This is a genomic window from Portibacter marinus, from assembly GCF_021533195.1.
Taxonomy (GTDB): domain Bacteria; phylum Bacteroidota; class Bacteroidia; order Chitinophagales; family Saprospiraceae; genus Portibacter; species Portibacter marinus.
The window spans coordinates 32,480-49,882 of record NZ_JAJNKB010000011.1 but is presented as its reverse complement, the minus strand read 5'-3'; the positions used below and the strand labels follow the sequence as shown (position 1 = coordinate 49,882).

At 42.4% G+C, this 17,403-nt stretch carries 10 protein-coding genes and 1 pseudogene; 7 read left to right on the top strand and 4 right to left on the bottom strand.

The genetic code is table 11. The annotated features are described in order from the left end of the window. Window positions 1-206: 206 nt before the first annotated feature. Genes araA through L2567_RS18820 form a run of 4 tightly spaced genes read right to left on the bottom strand, consistent with a single transcriptional unit; the run spans window position 207 to window position 5,645 of the window. Window positions 207-1,727 carry an L-arabinose isomerase gene (gene araA, locus L2567_RS18835; RefSeq protein ID WP_406626729.1) on the bottom strand — a complete coding sequence of 507 codons (1,521 nt, stop codon included), beginning with the start codon at window positions 1,725-1,727 and terminating at the stop codon, window positions 207-209. After that, window positions 1,714-2,412, bottom strand: coding sequence for an L-ribulose-5-phosphate 4-epimerase (locus L2567_RS18830; RefSeq protein ID WP_235299404.1), 699 nt, complete (start codon window positions 2,410-2,412; stop codon window positions 1,714-1,716). The genes araA and L2567_RS18830 overlap by 14 nt, the downstream gene beginning before the upstream one ends. Continuing rightward, window positions 2,399-4,090, bottom strand: coding sequence for a ribulokinase (locus L2567_RS18825; RefSeq protein ID WP_235299403.1), 1,692 nt, complete (start codon window positions 4,088-4,090; stop codon window positions 2,399-2,401). The genes L2567_RS18830 and L2567_RS18825 overlap by 14 nt, the downstream gene beginning before the upstream one ends. Window positions 4,091-4,097: 7 nt before the next feature. Then, on the bottom strand, window positions 4,098-5,645 hold the full coding sequence (locus tag L2567_RS18820) for an alpha-N-arabinofuranosidase (RefSeq protein WP_235299402.1): 1,548 nt from the start codon (window positions 5,643-5,645) through the stop codon (window positions 4,098-4,100). 277 nt (window positions 5,646-5,922) lie between these two features. Here L2567_RS18820 and L2567_RS18815 point away from each other — a divergent pair. From L2567_RS18815 to L2567_RS18785, 7 genes and pseudogenes are all read left to right on the top strand, one after another. Continuing rightward, window positions 5,923-6,234: pseudogene (locus L2567_RS18815) on the top strand (nuclear transport factor 2 family protein); the annotation flags it as partial. A 67-nt stretch (window positions 6,235-6,301) separates the two neighbouring features. Next, on the top strand, window positions 6,302-6,763 hold the full coding sequence (locus tag L2567_RS18810; protein ID WP_235299400.1) for a (2Fe-2S)-binding protein: 462 nt from the start codon (window positions 6,302-6,304) through the stop codon (window positions 6,761-6,763). 39 nt (window positions 6,764-6,802) lie between these two features. Then, window positions 6,803-9,055, top strand: a complete 2,253-nt coding sequence (locus L2567_RS18805) for a xanthine dehydrogenase family protein molybdopterin-binding subunit (protein WP_235299399.1) — start codon at window positions 6,803-6,805, stop codon at window positions 9,053-9,055. 172 nt (window positions 9,056-9,227) lie between these two features. Next, window positions 9,228-10,007: a non-homologous end joining protein Ku gene (ku, locus tag L2567_RS18800; protein ID WP_235299398.1), complete on the top strand. Its 780-nt coding sequence runs from the start codon at window positions 9,228-9,230 to the stop codon at window positions 10,005-10,007. Then, on the top strand, window positions 9,973-12,393 hold the full coding sequence (gene ligD, locus L2567_RS18795; RefSeq protein WP_235299397.1) for a DNA ligase D: 2,421 nt from the start codon (window positions 9,973-9,975) through the stop codon (window positions 12,391-12,393). The genes ku and ligD overlap by 35 nt, the downstream gene beginning before the upstream one ends. Before the next feature lie 323 nt (window positions 12,394-12,716). Next, window positions 12,717-15,716 (top strand): SusC/RagA family TonB-linked outer membrane protein, encoded by a 3,000-nt coding sequence (locus L2567_RS18790; protein ID WP_235299396.1) that lies wholly within the window; start codon window positions 12,717-12,719, stop codon window positions 15,714-15,716. Between the two features lie 70 nt (window positions 15,717-15,786). Next, window positions 15,787-17,370 carry a RagB/SusD family nutrient uptake outer membrane protein gene (locus L2567_RS18785; protein WP_235299395.1) on the top strand — a complete coding sequence of 528 codons (1,584 nt, stop codon included), beginning with the start codon at window positions 15,787-15,789 and terminating at the stop codon, window positions 17,368-17,370. Window positions 17,371-17,403 lie beyond the last annotated feature (33 nt).

Here is a 17,403-nt window from a genome sequence, read left to right as displayed (position 1 = left end):
TGGATTTGAATCTGTTTGATTTGCATTTTTCTTGCATTGACATAACAGTAATACCAAGAGAATTAAACCTAAATAAACTTTAACTTTTGAATGCATTTTTTTGAATTAAACATGTATAGAATATGATCAGTCCGAACTGTGTAACTGATTTCATAGAAGCTTTAGTCTAAGTTAATCTCAGGAAAACACCGACGAAGCCCATATGATTAAATGGTATTCTGAAACAAGTGGTAATATACCTCATTTGACTTTATTTTATCTTTAAATGCTCTGATCTTTGTTTCGAGATCGATGACCAAAAGCTCGATTCCTGACATTTCTGACCAGTCTTCCAGGAAGTCCGTACTTAGGGCCTGGGAATAAACCGTATGGTGTGCACCCCCGGCCAGCATCCAGGCTGTTGCGGCGGTTTCAAGATCAGGTTTGGCTTCCCACAGGACACGGGCGACCGGGAGATGCGGCAGTCTGGATTCCGGAGTTACTCCTTCTACCTCATTCACCACAAGCCTGAAACGGTTGCCCAGATCGATCAAGGAAGCATTTAATCCAGGCCCGGGCTCGCCGTCAAATACCAATCTTACTGGGTCAGCTTTTCCGCCAATGCCAAGAGGTTGTATTTCGCATGAGGGTCGACCGGTAGTTATGCTGGGACAAATTTCCAACATATGGGAACCCAGAACCAGTGAGCGTTCTTGTGAAAAATGATAGGTATAATCTTCCATGAATGAGGTACCGCCTTCGAGCTGAGCGGACATCACTTTCATACAGCGCAGTAATCCTGCTGTTTTCCAGTCGCCCTCAGCTCCAAAACCATATCCTTTTTCCATTAATCGCTGCACTGCAATTCCCGGCAATTGCTTAAAGGCTCCTAAGTTTTCAAAAGTGTTGGTGAAAGCTCCGAAATTGCCTTCTTTCAGAAATCTACTCAAGGCTATTTCAATCCTGGCAGCTTCGATCAAAGAATCATGCATGGATTCACCTGATTTTAAATCCTGTGCTATTTCATATTTGTCTTCGTAATCTTGAATTAGTTCAGAAACCAACCTGTCTCCCTTGTCCGGCAGGTGTTTTAATACATCAGAAGTATCATATCCATTGACAGACATGCCTAACTGAATTTGAGCAGAAACTTTATTCCCTTCCGTAACCGCTACTTCCCTCATATTGTCTCCAATCCTTGCGATCTTGAGATTTTGCATTTCATGCCATCCCAGCACAGCCCTAGACCACACGTCAATCTGCTTATGAACACGCTTACTTTTCCAGTGACCCACAACAATCTTCCTCCTTTTTCTCATCCTGGTCAACAAAAAGCCAAACTCTCTGTCTCCATGTGCAGATTGATTGAGATTCATGAAATCCATGTCGATATTTTCCCATGGAATTTCAGAATTAAACTGGGTGTGGAGGTGGCAAATCGGCTTTGTTAAATTTTGAAGCCCACGAATCCACATTTTGGCAGGGGAAAAAGTGTGCATCCATAGCATAACACCGATACAATTTCGAGATCCATTGCCTTCCAGACAGGCTTGATAAATCTCTTCAGGAGTGGTAACCACTTGTTTTTTGACCAGGCGCACTAGTAAGTTAGCTTCTTTATTTAGAACATCTACTATGGTTTGAGTATGATGATCGACCTTTTTCAAAACATCCTGGCCATAGAGGTGCTGACTGCCTGTCATAAACCATATTTCCTTTTTTATGAGGGCTTGACTACTGTCCATAATAAGCGTCTTTTCCGTGTTTTCTTTCGTAATGTTTTTGAATAAGGGAATCTTTCAAAGGCACAGCCTCAGGATTAATCTGCAAGGTTCGATAAGCCATCTCCGCAATCACTTCCAATATTTTGCTGTGATATACAGCAGCATTCGCATCCTTTCCCCAGGTAAAGGGTCCGTGATTTCCGACCAGTATCATACTTACTTCTTGATAATCAAGGCTTCTTTCTTCAAAGCATTCTGTAATCTGAATACCAGTATTGTGCTCGTAATCTCCGCGGATGAGATGATCAGACATACATTGCACGCAAGGTATATCTTTGGTGAGGTGGTCTGCATGAGTGGTTCCATAAATAGGAATGTCTTTCTGCGCCTGTGCCCAGGAGACGGAAAAGGTGGCGTGGGTATGAGCGATTCCTCCGATTTTACTCCAATTTCTATACAACCAGGCATGTGTCTTCGTGTCAGAAGAAGGCCTTAGATCACCTTCAATGATGTTGTTATCAAAATCGACGATGACCATATCTTCAGCATGCAGGTCCTTATAGGGAATGCCACTTGGTTTGATTGCAAAATGGCCTTTGGAACGGTCAACTTCACTTACATTGCCAAAAGTATAAACCACCAATCCTTGCGCCCGTAGCTCCATGTTGGCTTCATAACACGATCTTTTTAGTTCTTTATATTTTGACATTGCTTCTTCTTTTTTCAGTGATTTCTTCAATGAAACGGGCGAGTTCATCGTATGACCGTTCATAATTCTGCAATTCGACAACTTCCTTTTCCTGTGGGAAATAGGTTGCTTCTATACCACAGGTCATTATTTCCATAGCAGATGTAACATTGGGATAGATTCCGGCTGCAACAGATGCATATATCGCCGCTCCCAGTGCAGGAGTTTGATCAGATTCAGCCACTTCGATTGGCTTATTTAAAACATTTGCAAGTAACTGCATGATATATGGTGATTTCCTGGCAACGCCGCCTATTCCAATTACTTCTTTAATTTCGACTCCTTCTGACTCAAAACGATCTACTATTTTTTTTGATCCTAAGCAGATGGCATATACCAGACTTTTGAACAAATGTGAAGCTTCCGTTCCCAGAGAAAGATTGATCATGGCACCTTTTAAATACTGATTGGCATCTGGAGTTCTTCTGCCATTGATCCAATCTAAGGCAACAGGCAAGCTTTCAGTATGGGGAATATGCTCTGCCTCAAAGGATAGTTTTTCTATCAGACCCTCATCAAAAGATTTTCTTATGGCATCTTTTTGTGAGTCAGAAAGGAAACTGATCTGTGGCAACATCTGATCCATGGGCCACAAAAGAATGCTTTTGAACCAAGCCAAAACATCTCCAAAAGCAGATTGACCTGCTTCAAGCCCTATCATTCCAGGGATGATGGATCCGTTCACCTGGCCACAGATACCTGAGACTGGATGATCCTGTAGGGTGTCTTCTGAAGCTACTATCATATCACACGTGGAGGTTCCCATTACACGCACCAAGGTATGTTCACGAGCGCCTGCTCCCACAGCTCCGGCATGGGCATCGAAAGTGCCCACAGCTATCCTGGTCTCAGTGGTCAATCCTAACTTCGTGGCCCATTCTGAGCTTAGCGTACCAGCAATTTCATCTGACGTAAAAGTCTCTTCGTACAAATGATCTCTCAATTGGGCCAGATAAGGATCTAGTTGCTTCAGAAAATCCTTCGAGGGAAGTCCATCCCATGATTCATGCCACATCGCCTTATGACCGGCAGCGCATCGGCTTCTTTTCAGTAGATGGATATCGTTATTCCCTGTCAACATATGGGTTATATAATCACAGTGCTCGACCCACGAATAAGCTGCTTCGCGAACGCCTTCATCCTCCCTGATAATATGTAAGATTTTAGCCCAAAACCATTCAGAAGAATAGATTCCACCTTCAAACACGGTGTAATCGATCCCTCCCCAGTTCCTGGCCAGATGATTTATTTCTTCAGCTTCTTCAACTGCAGTATGGTCTTTCCATAATATCATCATGGCATTGGGATGGTCTGTCCAGGGTGGTTGTAGACACAATGCCTCACCACTTTTGTTGACCGGAAGTGGAGAGCTTCCCGTCGTGTCAATGCATATGGCTTTCACCAATTGTGGATCGAGATGGGCTTCTGTCAGTACTCCCCCTATGGTGATCTCAAGCCCTTCTATATGATCCAAAATATGCTGCCTATATTGATTTTTTGGAGGCTTACAGTAAAGTCCCTGGTTCCATCGTTTATATTCGTGAACCATTGCTGCAACTTCATTTCCGGTCTCTGCATTGACAAGTAGTGCCCTGACAGAATCAGTCCCGTAATCCAATCCAATGACATAGCTACTCATAACGCATCTATTTTGCTGCCTGAATTGCCACCAAGGAAAATGGTGGAACGTCTAATTTAACGATACCGTTTGACATGGAAACATTATTAAATTCTTGTACTACAATGTTATCGGGATCCTCAAACGAATTGTGATCTTGAAGATTGGCTGATGTCAGAATTTTAGCGTCAATTTTATCTACATCAATGGCAGCCACCTTAATTTCAATAGTATGTGTTTGTCTGGCATCAATATTGGCAATCGTTAAATAAGTTTTTCCCTCCTTACCTGAAGAGGCTGAAATAGAGATGGCAGGAAGTTTTTGACCTTCGAATTCATACGTCGGTGAGTCAAAAGATACGGGAATCAGTTGAGCATCGTGATGAGGCGTATACATTTTGAAAACGTGATAGGTTGGTGTCAAGATAAGCTTTTCCTCGTCAGTCAGGATCACTGCCTGTAGCACATTGATGGCCTGAGCAATATTGGCAAACTTAACACGATCTGCATGATTGTTGAAAATGTTAAGGGTTGTGCTGGCGAGCATTGCATCCCTCATGGTATTCTGTTGATATAGAAATGCGCTATTCGTACCTGGTTCCACATCATACCATCCTCCCCATTCATCAACATAAAGATCGACTTTCTTTTCCGGATCATACTGATCCATAATGGCTACATGTTTGGAAATCAGTTCCTCCATTCTAAGAGCCTCCTTCATAATTTGGAAATACTGTTTCTCCGAAAAATCTTTGGCAGGTCCTTTATTTCCCCAGTCGATCACGGAGTAATGATGTAAAGCTATCGCTTCAATCAGATTTTTAGGGATGTTTTGCATCAAAACCTCAGTCCACTTGTAATCTGAACTACTTGCCCCTGAAGCAATTCTCACCATACCTCCACTATTGCTCCAATCTGAAGCATAGGTCGCAAATCTTCGATAAACATCTGCATAGTATTCTGGTCTCATATTTCCACCGCAACCCCAGGCTTCATTTCCGATTCCCCAGTACTTCACTTGCCAGGGTTCAGTACGACCGTTTTTGGCTCTTAATTCCGGCATAGGACTGGAACCTGCCGGATGAGTAGTATACTTGATCCAGTCTGCGAACTCCTGTACTGTTCCGCTACCCACATTGGCCGATAGGTATGGCTCTGTATCCAAAAGCTCACACATGTTTAAAAAATCGTGCGTTCCGAAACTGTTGTCTTCTCTGACATTTCCCCACCATACATTCAATATAGAGGGCCTGTCTTCTTTAGGACCGATGCCATCTTTCCAATGATAGGTATCGGCAAAGCATCCACCCGGCCATCTCAAATTGGGAATTTCCAAAGCCTTTAAAGCCTCTACCACATCATTTCGGACACCAGAAGTATTGGGGATCTGGCTATCTTCTCCGACGTAAAACCCTCCGTATATGCAACGACCCAAATGCTCAGCAAAATGTCCGTAAATATGTTTGCTGATGATGGGTGACTCGCTGTCAGGGCTAAGATTGACTTCAACACTTTGTCCAAAAATAAAAATGCTTGGCAGTAATAATGCGAAAGTGATAAATTTGAATGGATTCATAATTTTTAGTATAAGAGATCTGCTAAAAATAAGATATTATTGAAGATCCTTGTATTTTTGAAAAAGAAAAGCCGAAGCAGAATTTAATATAGCTCTGCCTCGGCGATAAAGTTTGTACGGAATAACTTTTATCAGTTATTTTGCATCAGTTCGATGGTGATTTCTGATCCTTTTTATTTTTCTTCTTCGTTTTTTTGTCATTTGATTTTGCTGGTTTATTCGACCTCTGGTTTCCCCCGGACATGCTACCACCTGGTGATCCACCTTGACCTCCGTCATCGCCACCACCCATCAGATTTCACCAAATGCATCACCTGAGCAGCAAATCTTAGAGTTATCCCAACAAAAATGGGATTGGATGGCAGACAAAAATGTGGAAAAATTGAAACAACTCTTCCATGAGAACGCCATGTTTGTCCACATGGGTGGATCGTGGGATACACAACGCGAACTCGAAATTATAGAAAGTGGAGGGATTTGGTATAAAAAGGCCGATGTACATGAACGATTTGTAAATTTTATAGAAAACACCGCCGTTGTTCTGAATCGGATTGACCTTTTGGCTGAAGTGGGTGGAAGAGAGGTGACCATCGCTAACTTATAATTCAACTTCATTTTTCGTATCTTTAAAATATTAACAACATATACATTTAGCTATGGCAAATTTCAATTTAAACATCAACGGAGAAAAACAGCAAGTAGATGTCGATCCAACTACACCAATGCTATGGGTCTTGCGGGATCATCTGGATTTACCCGGCACTAAATATGGGTGTGGTATTGCGCAATGCGGCGCTTGTACCATTCACATGGATGGTGCTGCAATGAGATCCTGTATCCTTCCGGTATCAGCTGCAGAAGGGAAAAAGATTACAACCATTGAAGGTCTGGCCACAAAAAAAGGCTTAAATCCGGTTCAGAAAGCATGGTTAGAACACGATGTTCCTCAATGTGGTTATTGCCAGGCAGGCCAGATCATGAGCGCCACAGCTTTATTAAATGACAACCCCAATCCTTCCGATGAGGACATCGATGCTGCAATGCAGGGCAACATTTGCCGTTGCGGAACATATACACGTATCAAAAAAGCGATTAAGACCGCAGCTAAAGAATATTAGCATTGTTCCTCATCATCTTTCACTTTTAAATTTTAAATCATGTCTATCATAAAAACATCTGTAGGTCGTAGGACTTTTCTTAAAACTTCTGTTGCAGCCGGTGGCGGAATGATTCTTGGATTTAGTTGGCTGGCATCCTGCCAATCAAAGACAGAGGAAGAAATTCTGGCCATGCCGGAAGAATGGTTTGAGATTAATTCCTACCTTAAAATTGGCGACAATGGTGTAGTGACCATCTATGCTCCTAATCCCGAATTCGGACAAAACGTGAGAACCTCTATGCCCATGCTGATCGCAGAAGAGTTGGATCTCGATTGGAAGAAAGTAATGTTAGAACAGGCACCATACCACAAAGACAAATACGGTAGACAATTTACAGGAGGAAGTCGCGGCATCATGACCAGATGGGAACCATTAAGGATGGCCGGGGCCTCTGCGAGAGCAATGTTAATAGCTGCAGCTGCTCAACAATGGGGCATTGAAGCAGATGAAATAACCTCCGCTGATGGATTTTTGCACCATAGCGATGGCGAGCAAAAGCTTTCTTATGGAGAAATCGCATCCCTTGCGGCTACCATGACGGTACCTGATGAAGTGAAACTAAAAGAAGTCAAAGATTTTAAAATAATCGGGAAGTCTCATAAAAATATTGACGGTAAAGACATAGTTACGGGAAAACCAATGTTTGGTTTGGATTACAAAACAGATCAGATGCTAGTAGCAATGGTAGCCCATCCCCCTGCCTTCGGAATGACCCTGGATCAGGTGGACGGAAACGAAGTAAAATCCATGCCGGGTATCAAGGATGTAGTGACCATCAAAAGCTACAAGGACGATTTTGTAAAGGCTGGATTTGATACCAATGCCTTTCCTGAAGTAGTTGCCATCGTCGGCAGTTCTACCTGGGAAGTGATGCAGGCCAAGAAGAAGCTTAATGTAAAATGGAAACCTTTCGAAGAATATATAGAGACTGTTAAAGGATGGAGCGGAGAATCCCAAAGAAGTGTTCCGGCAGGCCTGGAATCCACAGCAAGGCATCGTGAGCAAATGGAAGAGTTGGCAAAAACGCCTGGCAGAGTGGTGCGAAAAGATGGCGATCCCGATCAAGCATTTGCAAATGCTGCACAAGTAATCGAGCGGACTTACTCCGCACCTTTTCTGGCGCACAACTGTATGGAACCGATGAACTCCTTTGCACATTTTCAGGAAGGCAAATTAAAAATCGCCACTCCCATCCAGATCCCTTCGTCGATTGTTCCCACCCTTGTTTCCAGTCTGGGGGTGCCTGAGGAAAATATTGAAATGGACATGACCAGAATGGGAGGTGGATTTGGCAGAAGAGCTTACGGACACTATGTGGTTGAAGCCGCACTAATTTCCAAAACTGTTGGATCTCCCATCAAATTGGTCTACACCAGAGAAGACGACATGACCAATGGAATTTATCGTCCTACCTATCATGCCACATACCGTGCTGCTTTGGATGAAAGTGGCAATCTGACTGCCCTTCATGTCAAAGCTGGAGGCATTCCGGAAAGTCCTTTATTTGCGAATCGTTTTCCGGCTGGAGCTCTTGATCATTATCTTGCAGAAGATTGGTCGATTGATTCTAATATAACCATTGGTGCTTTCAGAGCACCACGGTCTAATTTTATGGCCGGCGCGGAGCAGTCTTTCCTGGACGAAGTGGCAGAAGCCGCAGGCAAGGATCCCATTCAGTTTCGGTTGGACTTATTAAAGCGTGCAGCTGAAAACCCAGTGGGAGAAAGAAATGACTACGATGCAGAACGTTATGCCGGAGTGCTTGAATTGGTGCGCGAGAAATCGGGCTGGGGCAAAGAAGGGAGCCCGAAAAATAGAGGAGTGTCCGCCTATTTTTGTCATAGTACTTATGCAGCACATGTCCTGGACCTAAGCCTGGAAGAAGGAAAACCGGTAGTGGAACGTGTTTGCTGCGCCATCGACTGTGGTGTGGTCGTCAATCCGGATGCGGCGACCAATATGGCTGAGGGAGCCATTGTCGACGGTATTGGAAATGCCTTATATGGAGAATTGACTTTTAAAGATGGAGTGCCTGAAAAGAAAAATTTTGATCAATACAGAATGATTAGAATGGGTGAAGCCCCGAAAGTAATAGACGTGCATTTCGTGCAAAATGAAATCGATCCGACAGGTATGGGTGAACCTCCGTTTCCGCCCATTTTTGGAGCGATCGCAAATGCCATGTACAAGGCCACGGATAAGCGGCATTATCACCAACCGTTTTTAGGTAGTGACAGGGTCATAGGCTAGGGCGATACCCTCGTACCTCAGGTCGCTATGTTTCGCCGCTCGCTGTTCGCTCGGTCCTTCGGACTCGTTCCTACGCATTCGCTTCAGAACGCCAGCTACACAGCGCTATCGCATCAATATCGATTTTCACTATGAAAATGAAGGGATGCATCTATCTTTATAAAAAAAAGATATGCGATCGATATGGAATGGCTCTATTGGTTTTGGATTGGTGACCATACCTGTAAAAATGTATTCGGGCTCTGAAAGCAGCAGAGTACCATTGGATATGCTGGATTCAGCTGATCATGAACGCATCAGGTATAAACGAGTCAACGAAAAGACCGGAAAAGAAGTCGAATGGAAGAACATCGTCAAAGGCTTTAAGACTGAAAAAGGATATGTCGTCCTGGAAGATGAAGATTTCGAGCAGGCCAATATCAAGAAAAGCAAGACCATTTCTATTGAAATGTTTGTAGACGAATCCGAAGTAGCAGAAGTACTTTACAAAAAACCATATTTTTTAGAACCTCAAAAAGAGGGTGGTAAATCCTACCAACTTTTGCTGAAGGCCCTCCAAAAGACAAAGAAATTAGGAGTGGCATCCTTTGTTATGCGCAACAAGGAACATCTATGCCTCATAGGTCCATATGAAGAAATTCTCGTGGCTAATATGATTCGATTTCAAGATGAAATCAGAGACCCTGCTGAATTAGAAATCGACGTCGAAAAAGTGAATAAAAAGGAAGTTGATATGGCCATATCACTGATAGAGCAGTATACGGAACCATTTGATTTGACCCAATTTAAAGACATTTACAACGAGCAATTGATGAAGATCATCCAACAAAAACAAGGTGGTAAAAAGTTGAAGAAAGTTCAATTCAAAGAAGAAGTAACGACTGCCGATAAATTGATGGCCAAACTTAAAGAGAGTATTGAGCGTAAGAAGAGTGCTAAGAAAGCCTCTTGATATGCCACTGGAAGAGTACAGAAAGAAAAGAAATTTTGATAAGACACCAGAACCAGGCGCGCGTCTTAACGGATCGGATCAACGTCGTTTCGTGGTTCAAAGACACCAGGCTTCGAGACTTCACTACGATCTAAGATTGGAAATTAACGGCGTGCTGAAGAGTTGGGCTATTCCCAAAGGGCCATCTATGAATCCCCGGGACAAAAGATTGGCCGTACAAACAGAAGATCATCCTGTAGATTACCTGTTTTTTGAAGGCACTATTCCAAAAGGCAACTACGGCGCAGGATTAATGACAATTTGGGATACAGGAACTTTTGATGTACTAAACTTTGATAAAGTGCCTGTAGAATTCGATGAATTAAAACTCACGTTTTCAGGCAGTAAGCTGAAAGGCAACTTCACGCTTGTTAAACCGGGAACCCAAAGTAACGAAAAGCACTGGTTGTTGATTAAGAAGCAAGATGACTTCAGCACGGATTTACCTTACGATGCTGAAGTAATTCGAGGTGCTCCTCCCATTTCAAAAATTCCGCTTCCCATGTTGGCATCAAACGCTCACAAAACGCTCAAAGCCGATGATCACTATATTTATGAAGAAAAATACGACGGATACAGAGTGCTTAGCATCGTTAAAAATGGACAGGTAAGGATGTTTTCAAGAAATGGGAATAGCCTGAATGAAAAATTTAGCCCTATCATTCCTGAATTGATAAACCTGGGACAAAATGCGACTTTAGACGGAGAAGTGGTTCTCGTCACCAATGCAGGCCATACTAGTTTTCAGGCACTCCAGAATTATCAAGCGGGATCATCTTTAGGTCAATTGAAGTATTACGTTTTTGATGTACTAGAGGTCAATGGCTACAATACGGAATCTTTGCCACTGGAATTACGTAAGAGCCTTTTAAATGATCTGGTTAACCCTGGCGATTCCTTGCAATTGGTCGAATATCAAGATACCAATCCTATTGATTTGTTTCATAAAATTAAGGGGGAAGGCGGTGAAGGCATTATCGCAAAACGCAAAGACTCTACATACATTCAAGGCATCAGATCAGAAGCCTGGCTGAAATATAAGGTAGAGAATACTGATTTATTTATCGTTGGAGGATTCACAAAAATCGAAAAGGCGGATATTTTTTCTTCACTGATCTTGTGTGAAGAAATCGATGGTGCTTATCAATTTGCAGGGTTAGTAGGAAGTGGATTGAACAGAGACCAGAAAAAGAGATTAAGTAAGGAGTTTGCACCCATTATAAGGGATCGACCGCTATTTGATTTAGAATTGCAAGGCGATAACAGAAAAGTCATCTGGATAATGCCTCGATTGAAATGTGAAGTTAAGTTTACAGAGCGAACCAGCTCCGGTCGTCTTCGTCATCCCGTTTTTTTGAGATGGGTAAATGAAGATGGTCAAAATGTAGAAAGGCCAGGATATGATATTGATCATAGTGATCAAAAGGAGAAACCGCTAAGTGATGATTCACATTTGTATGTAAATGGGCGAAATGTAAAAATCACCAATCCTGAAAAGATATATTGGCCCGAGAAAGGTTTAATGAAGTTTGATTTAATCGACTATTATATACAAATGGCGGAGTATATCCTTCCTTATTTGAAGGACCGTCCTCTAAGTTTGCACCGTTTTCCCAACGGAATTTATGGAGATGCTTTTTTCCAGAAAGACATGACTGACAGCCCTGACTGGTTGGATACATTTCCATTTTTCAGTAATTCCTCCAGCCGAACGGTAAATTATCCACTTTGTAATAACACGGCATCATTGATTTATCTGGCTAATTTAGGGAGTATCGAGTTGCATCCATGGCATACCAGCATATTCGATACTGAAAATCCCGCCTATGCTGTAATTGACATTGATCCTCCTGAAGAAGCTGCATTTCGAGATGTGATTGAAGTGGCCCATGCAGTTAAAGCGTTACTCGAGCAATTAAAATTACCGTCAGTTTGCAAGACCTCTGGGAAATTGGGTTTGCATATCTATCTGCCATTGTCTGGATCCTATACCAGCGAAGTGGCCAGGGATTTTATCCATTTGTTATGTTTGCACATCATTGACATGCTGCCTGATTTAGCTACTGTGGAAAGAAATGTCAGGCAAAGAGAGGGGAAAATTTATTTGGACTATATGCAAAATAAGAGAGGGCAAACGATTTGTGCAGCATATAGTGTCAGGGCGGTTCCCGGCGCGACGGTTTCGATGCCTTTAGAATGGAGTGAAATCAATGAAAAACTGGATCCTTCGCGATTTGATATAAAATCAGCGATTTCGAGGGTGGAGCGAAAGGGAGATTTATTCAGTAGGGTTTTGGGTGCAGGCATCAACATCGAAGAGGCGATTGATCGTTTAAATAATTTGTGAGTTCTTGGCAGAAAGAAGTTATAATTTTCGAGGCTACTAAGTACTGCCATGGGCTTGGCAAATTCCATTTGCCAGCTGCTGGAAAAGATCTCAGGCTAGCTCTTGCAACTCTTAAGGCTCTTACCTACTAAGTTAATTTTATCCTTAATTTAATATCTCCACTTATTCGACTACCTGAAATTATCTTATCTTTGGGCGAATTGTGTAAACAAAAAAAGCTGGAATTTGATCCTACTCTCGGTGTATATCGAAGCAAAGTAAATATTTTCAAGCTTCACACACCTGAGCATAACTCCAAGAAATTCCAGATTAAAAATTTATCCATGACTATACATTTGATGTACTATTTAATGTTGATCGCCGGAACTTTAGGAATTAACCTAAGCGCGGAAAACATGACTTTTGAAAAAGTCGCCATCTTAAATCAATCTGTTTTTGAAGTATCAGGTCAAATCACAGACAGTGAGGGTGAACCCCTTATAGGAGCCACAGTCCAGGAAAAGGGCACCTCTATCGGTACTACAACGGATATAGATGGCACCTTCAATCTTGAGGTTTCCAGCGAGGAGGCTATTCTGGTCGTATCTTACATCGGATATACCACCCAGGAGGTTCAAGTCCAGGGACAAAGTGAAATCAACATCATTATGGAGGAAAATGCGGCCCAACTAGATGAAGTAGTGGTCGTGGGCTACGGAACGGTTAGGAAAAGTGATGTCGTCGGGGCAGTCAGCAGCGTCGATGTCGAAGAGGCCACTGCTATTCCGTCAACGAATGTCAGCGAGATGTTGAGAGGTAGGGCAGCAGGTGTCCAGGTCAATCTTGCCGATGCAAGGCCAGGAGGTAATTCCAATATTGTGATCAGAGGTAAAGTTTCTTTAGTGGGAAATGACCCTCTCATCATTGTGGATGGTGTGCCATATGATAATATCAACGATGTTGCCCCTGAAGACATCAAATCCATAGAAGTATTGAAAGATGCTTCCAGCCAGGCAATTTACGGTGCAAGAGCCGCGAATGGAGTAATCCTGATTACCACCAGAAGAGGGAAAGAGGGCAAAGTGCAGGTAGATTACCACGGATATTCAACCACACAGGTATTGACCAAGAATTTCGATCTTTTTTCAGGTCCGGAGTTTGCACAAGTACGACGCGAAGCAGTGAGAACAGAAAACGGAGATGAGTATCTAAATGATGAGATCATTTTCGAACCTCAAGAGTTGCAATCATTAGAAGAAGGAAGTTTTGTGGATTGGGAAGAACTTTTAATTCAGAATGCAGTCCTGCAAAGCCACGCGCTTACCCTTTCCGGTGGTGGTGAAAGAACCAAATTCTACACCAGTTTCAATTATTTTGGTCAGGACGGAATCATTCCGACCTCTGGATTTAACAGAGGAACCATTCGCCTCAATGTAGATCAGAAAATCAATGAAAAATTAAACCTGCAGGCCAACGTAAATTTCCAGAAGAACTTCCAGGATATTGAGTCCGGTTCAATCAACTATATTACCATATCACCATTGGCACGACCATTTGACGAAAACGGCAACATTGTCAAATTCCCTCTGGGAGAAGGATCTACAACAGTGAGTCCGCTTTGGAACATTCAGGAATCAGACAATAAGATAGAAACCACCTTAACAGATCTGAACTTTGTTGCCAATTATGACATCATCAATGGATTGAGTTATAAGCTGAATACTTTTCTGAGAAACAGAGGGACAGATCAAGGCATTTATCGAAGTACTCAGCACTCAGAGGCAGATGCTGACATTCAGGGCTTGGCAACCCTGCGAAATGAATTTTACAGAGAGTATTTGATTGAAAATATTGTCAACTACTCTCCTGTAATTAATGCTTCCAATGTATTGGATTTCACCTTCGTTCAAGCTACCAACCAAAGAGATAATGAAGAAACAGCAATTGTTAAGTCTGGATTTCCAAATGATGCTTTAGGTTTCAATGGAAATGCAAGTTTCATCAGAGGCAATACCAGAGATGTGTCCCGTCGTCGACTGGTCTCATTTCTCGGTCGTGCGAGATATAATCTGATGAACAGGTATTTACTGACACTAACCATGAGAGCTGATGGTTCAAGTGTGTTCGCTGAAAACAACAAGTGGGGATATTTTCCTGCAGCAGCAGTGGCCTGGAAAATTCATGAAGAACCATTTATCAGGGATTCCAGAGCATTGACGCAATTAAAATTGAGAGTCAGCTATGGCTCAACTGGGAATGAAGGGATCAATCCATCAGAGTCATTAGGGCTCGCAGATTATCTTCCATATACTTTTGGAGGGATAACCCATGCAGGGTTTGCACCGCTGAGCAGATTACCTAATCCAAATCTGAAATGGGAAACTACCACAACATTGAACATTGGAGTGGATTTTGGTTTGTGGAATAATAGATGGTTAGGAAGTATAGAAGCTTACCATTCCAGCACTACAGATTTCTTGTTGGATCGAGTCCTGGCTGGTACTACAGGATTTGAAGTGACTCGATTTAACATCGGGGAGGTAGAGAATCGCGGAGTCGAAATGACGACCAACTACGATGTTTTGAGGAGCCCGAATCTGAGATGGAACATAGGAGCAGTATGGTCTGCGAATCGAAATAAAATTTTGAGTCTTGATGGTAGCGTTGATGAAAATGGAGAGCCAATAGATTTTCTTTCCCAAGGTCTGTTTATTGGCCAACCCATTGATAATATACGTCAAAGGGTATTTGATGGTATTTTCCAAAGCGAGGAGGAAATTGCAAATTCTGCGCAGCCAGATGCAATTGTAGGTGATATCAGAGTCAAAGACCTTAATGACGATGGACAAATAACAGATGATGATCGACGAATATTCCGTGAGAATCCGGATTGGTATGGCTCGATCAACACTTCCGTCAACTGGAGAAATTTTGAGCTTTTTGCAGACGTCTATATAGTAGAAGGTGCCACTCGGCTTAACCCTTATCTGGCTGATTTTGCCCTTGGCGGTACTTTGCAAGGATCCAGAAATGGTATAAGGAGAGACTACTTCACTCCTGAAAGTCCCAGCAATACTGCTCCAAGACCAAGGCCTGGAACGCCATCCAATTTATTCGCTCTCGCAGTACAGGATGCCAGTTACGTTCGTTTGAGAACATTAACCATTGGCTATACCCTCCCCAAAAGTTTACTAGACCGCATCCGATTGAGGAATACTAAAATTTATTTTACCGGAACAAATCTACTAACCTTTACAGACTATCTCTCCTATAGCCCTGAGAATAATCCAGGAGCGTTTCCGGAAGCAAAAGGATATACAGTAGGACTTAAAATTGGAATCTAAGCAAATGAAAGACTTAAATAATAAAATTGATCATAAAGTACCCCGAATTGATTTTAAAAAGGGATTTGATATGAAGAACTTGATAAGATTTCTACCACTGATTTTGCTCATAGCTTTATTGTCTTCATGTGAGAAATTTCTGGAAGATGAACTGCTATCAGAAACTTCAGCTGACTTTTTATACAGCACACCTGAAGGATTAGAAAATGCAGTGGTTGGATTGTACAATCTCAATCGATCTTACATCGAGCGTGGTGCAGGAAACAACGATCATCGAGCCCTCATTATTCAGGCTAAATCTGATTTGACCGCAGGACGGGCAGGTGAGGTGGCCTTGTACGCCAGATTAGGCTGGGGACGAGATCTAACAACCGGTGGCTTAGGTGGATACAGCCACTATTGGAGAAATTACTACAGGGTAATCGACCGAAGCAATGCCATCATCAATGCAGCCGAAAATGTTGAATTTCCCGCCGGTGAAGAGGATAGAAAAAATCAAATTCTTGCCGAAGCAAGGGCAATGAGGGCCAATTCATACTTCATACTGTATAGACTTTTTAATAATATATTTATCACAACTGAGTCCACAACACCCGAAAATGTGTTTGAGTTGCCACAGGATAAAAGCTCCCCTGAAGAAATTTTTAATCTGATCAATTCAGACCTGGATTTTGCCATTGAAAATCTGGATTGGACTACAGAAGATTTTGGACGTTGGACTCAAGCTGCGGCAAGACACGTCAGATCGAAAACTGCTATGTGGCAAGAGGACTGGCAAGAAGCTATTATTCAATCTGAAACGGTAATTAACAATGAAAACTATTCACTTGTACCCAATACTAGAGATGTTTTTGCTGAAGATTTGAATCATAGCGAAACACTTTTTGCCATACAGATAGAAGACGGCGTAATAGGAGGGGGAACGCGTAACCAAATACACTTTAGTGTTATGGCCAACTACTTTGAGATTCCGGGTATTGTTCGAAGTTCTGAAAATGGAGGTAGGGGTGCTGCATTATTGATCCCTAACAACTACTTAGTGGATCTCTTAGCGGAAGATCCCGGAGATACCAGAGATGACAATACCTACATGATTTCCGCCTACATTTACAACGATCCCGCTACACTTCCAGAAGGTGTAGAAATCGGAGATACAGTGATGGTATATACACGTGATAGCGACAACCCTAATATCTACAATCAATATTACAAAACCATGAATCCGGGCGTATTGAAGTTTCAGCAAAGAGATGCAGAGCCGAATGAAGCCGGAACTTTTAAAAATATTATGGTCTACAGACTGGCAGAAACCTACCTGATTTCAGCAGAAGCACATATGAGAATGGGCCAGACCGAGATGGCCCTTGAGCGCATTAATGCCATCAGAGCACGTGCAGGTGCCGCGCCTTATACGGAAATTAATCAGGAAAACCTGTTAGAGGAGCGGGCTAGAGAGCTTTTTTTTGAAGGTCAAAGATGGTATACACTCAAAAGGATGGGCGTTTTGGTCGAATATATTCGTGACCATGCAGCCAATGACAATCTGGTAAATTTCGCTAGAGACAGGATTGAACCACATCATGTCAATTGGGTTATACCACCCGCAGAATTAGATTTGCTTGGCCCCGGTTATCCTCAAAATGATGGTTATTAAAAGCCTAAGCTAAATGAAAAGAAGTTTCTATAA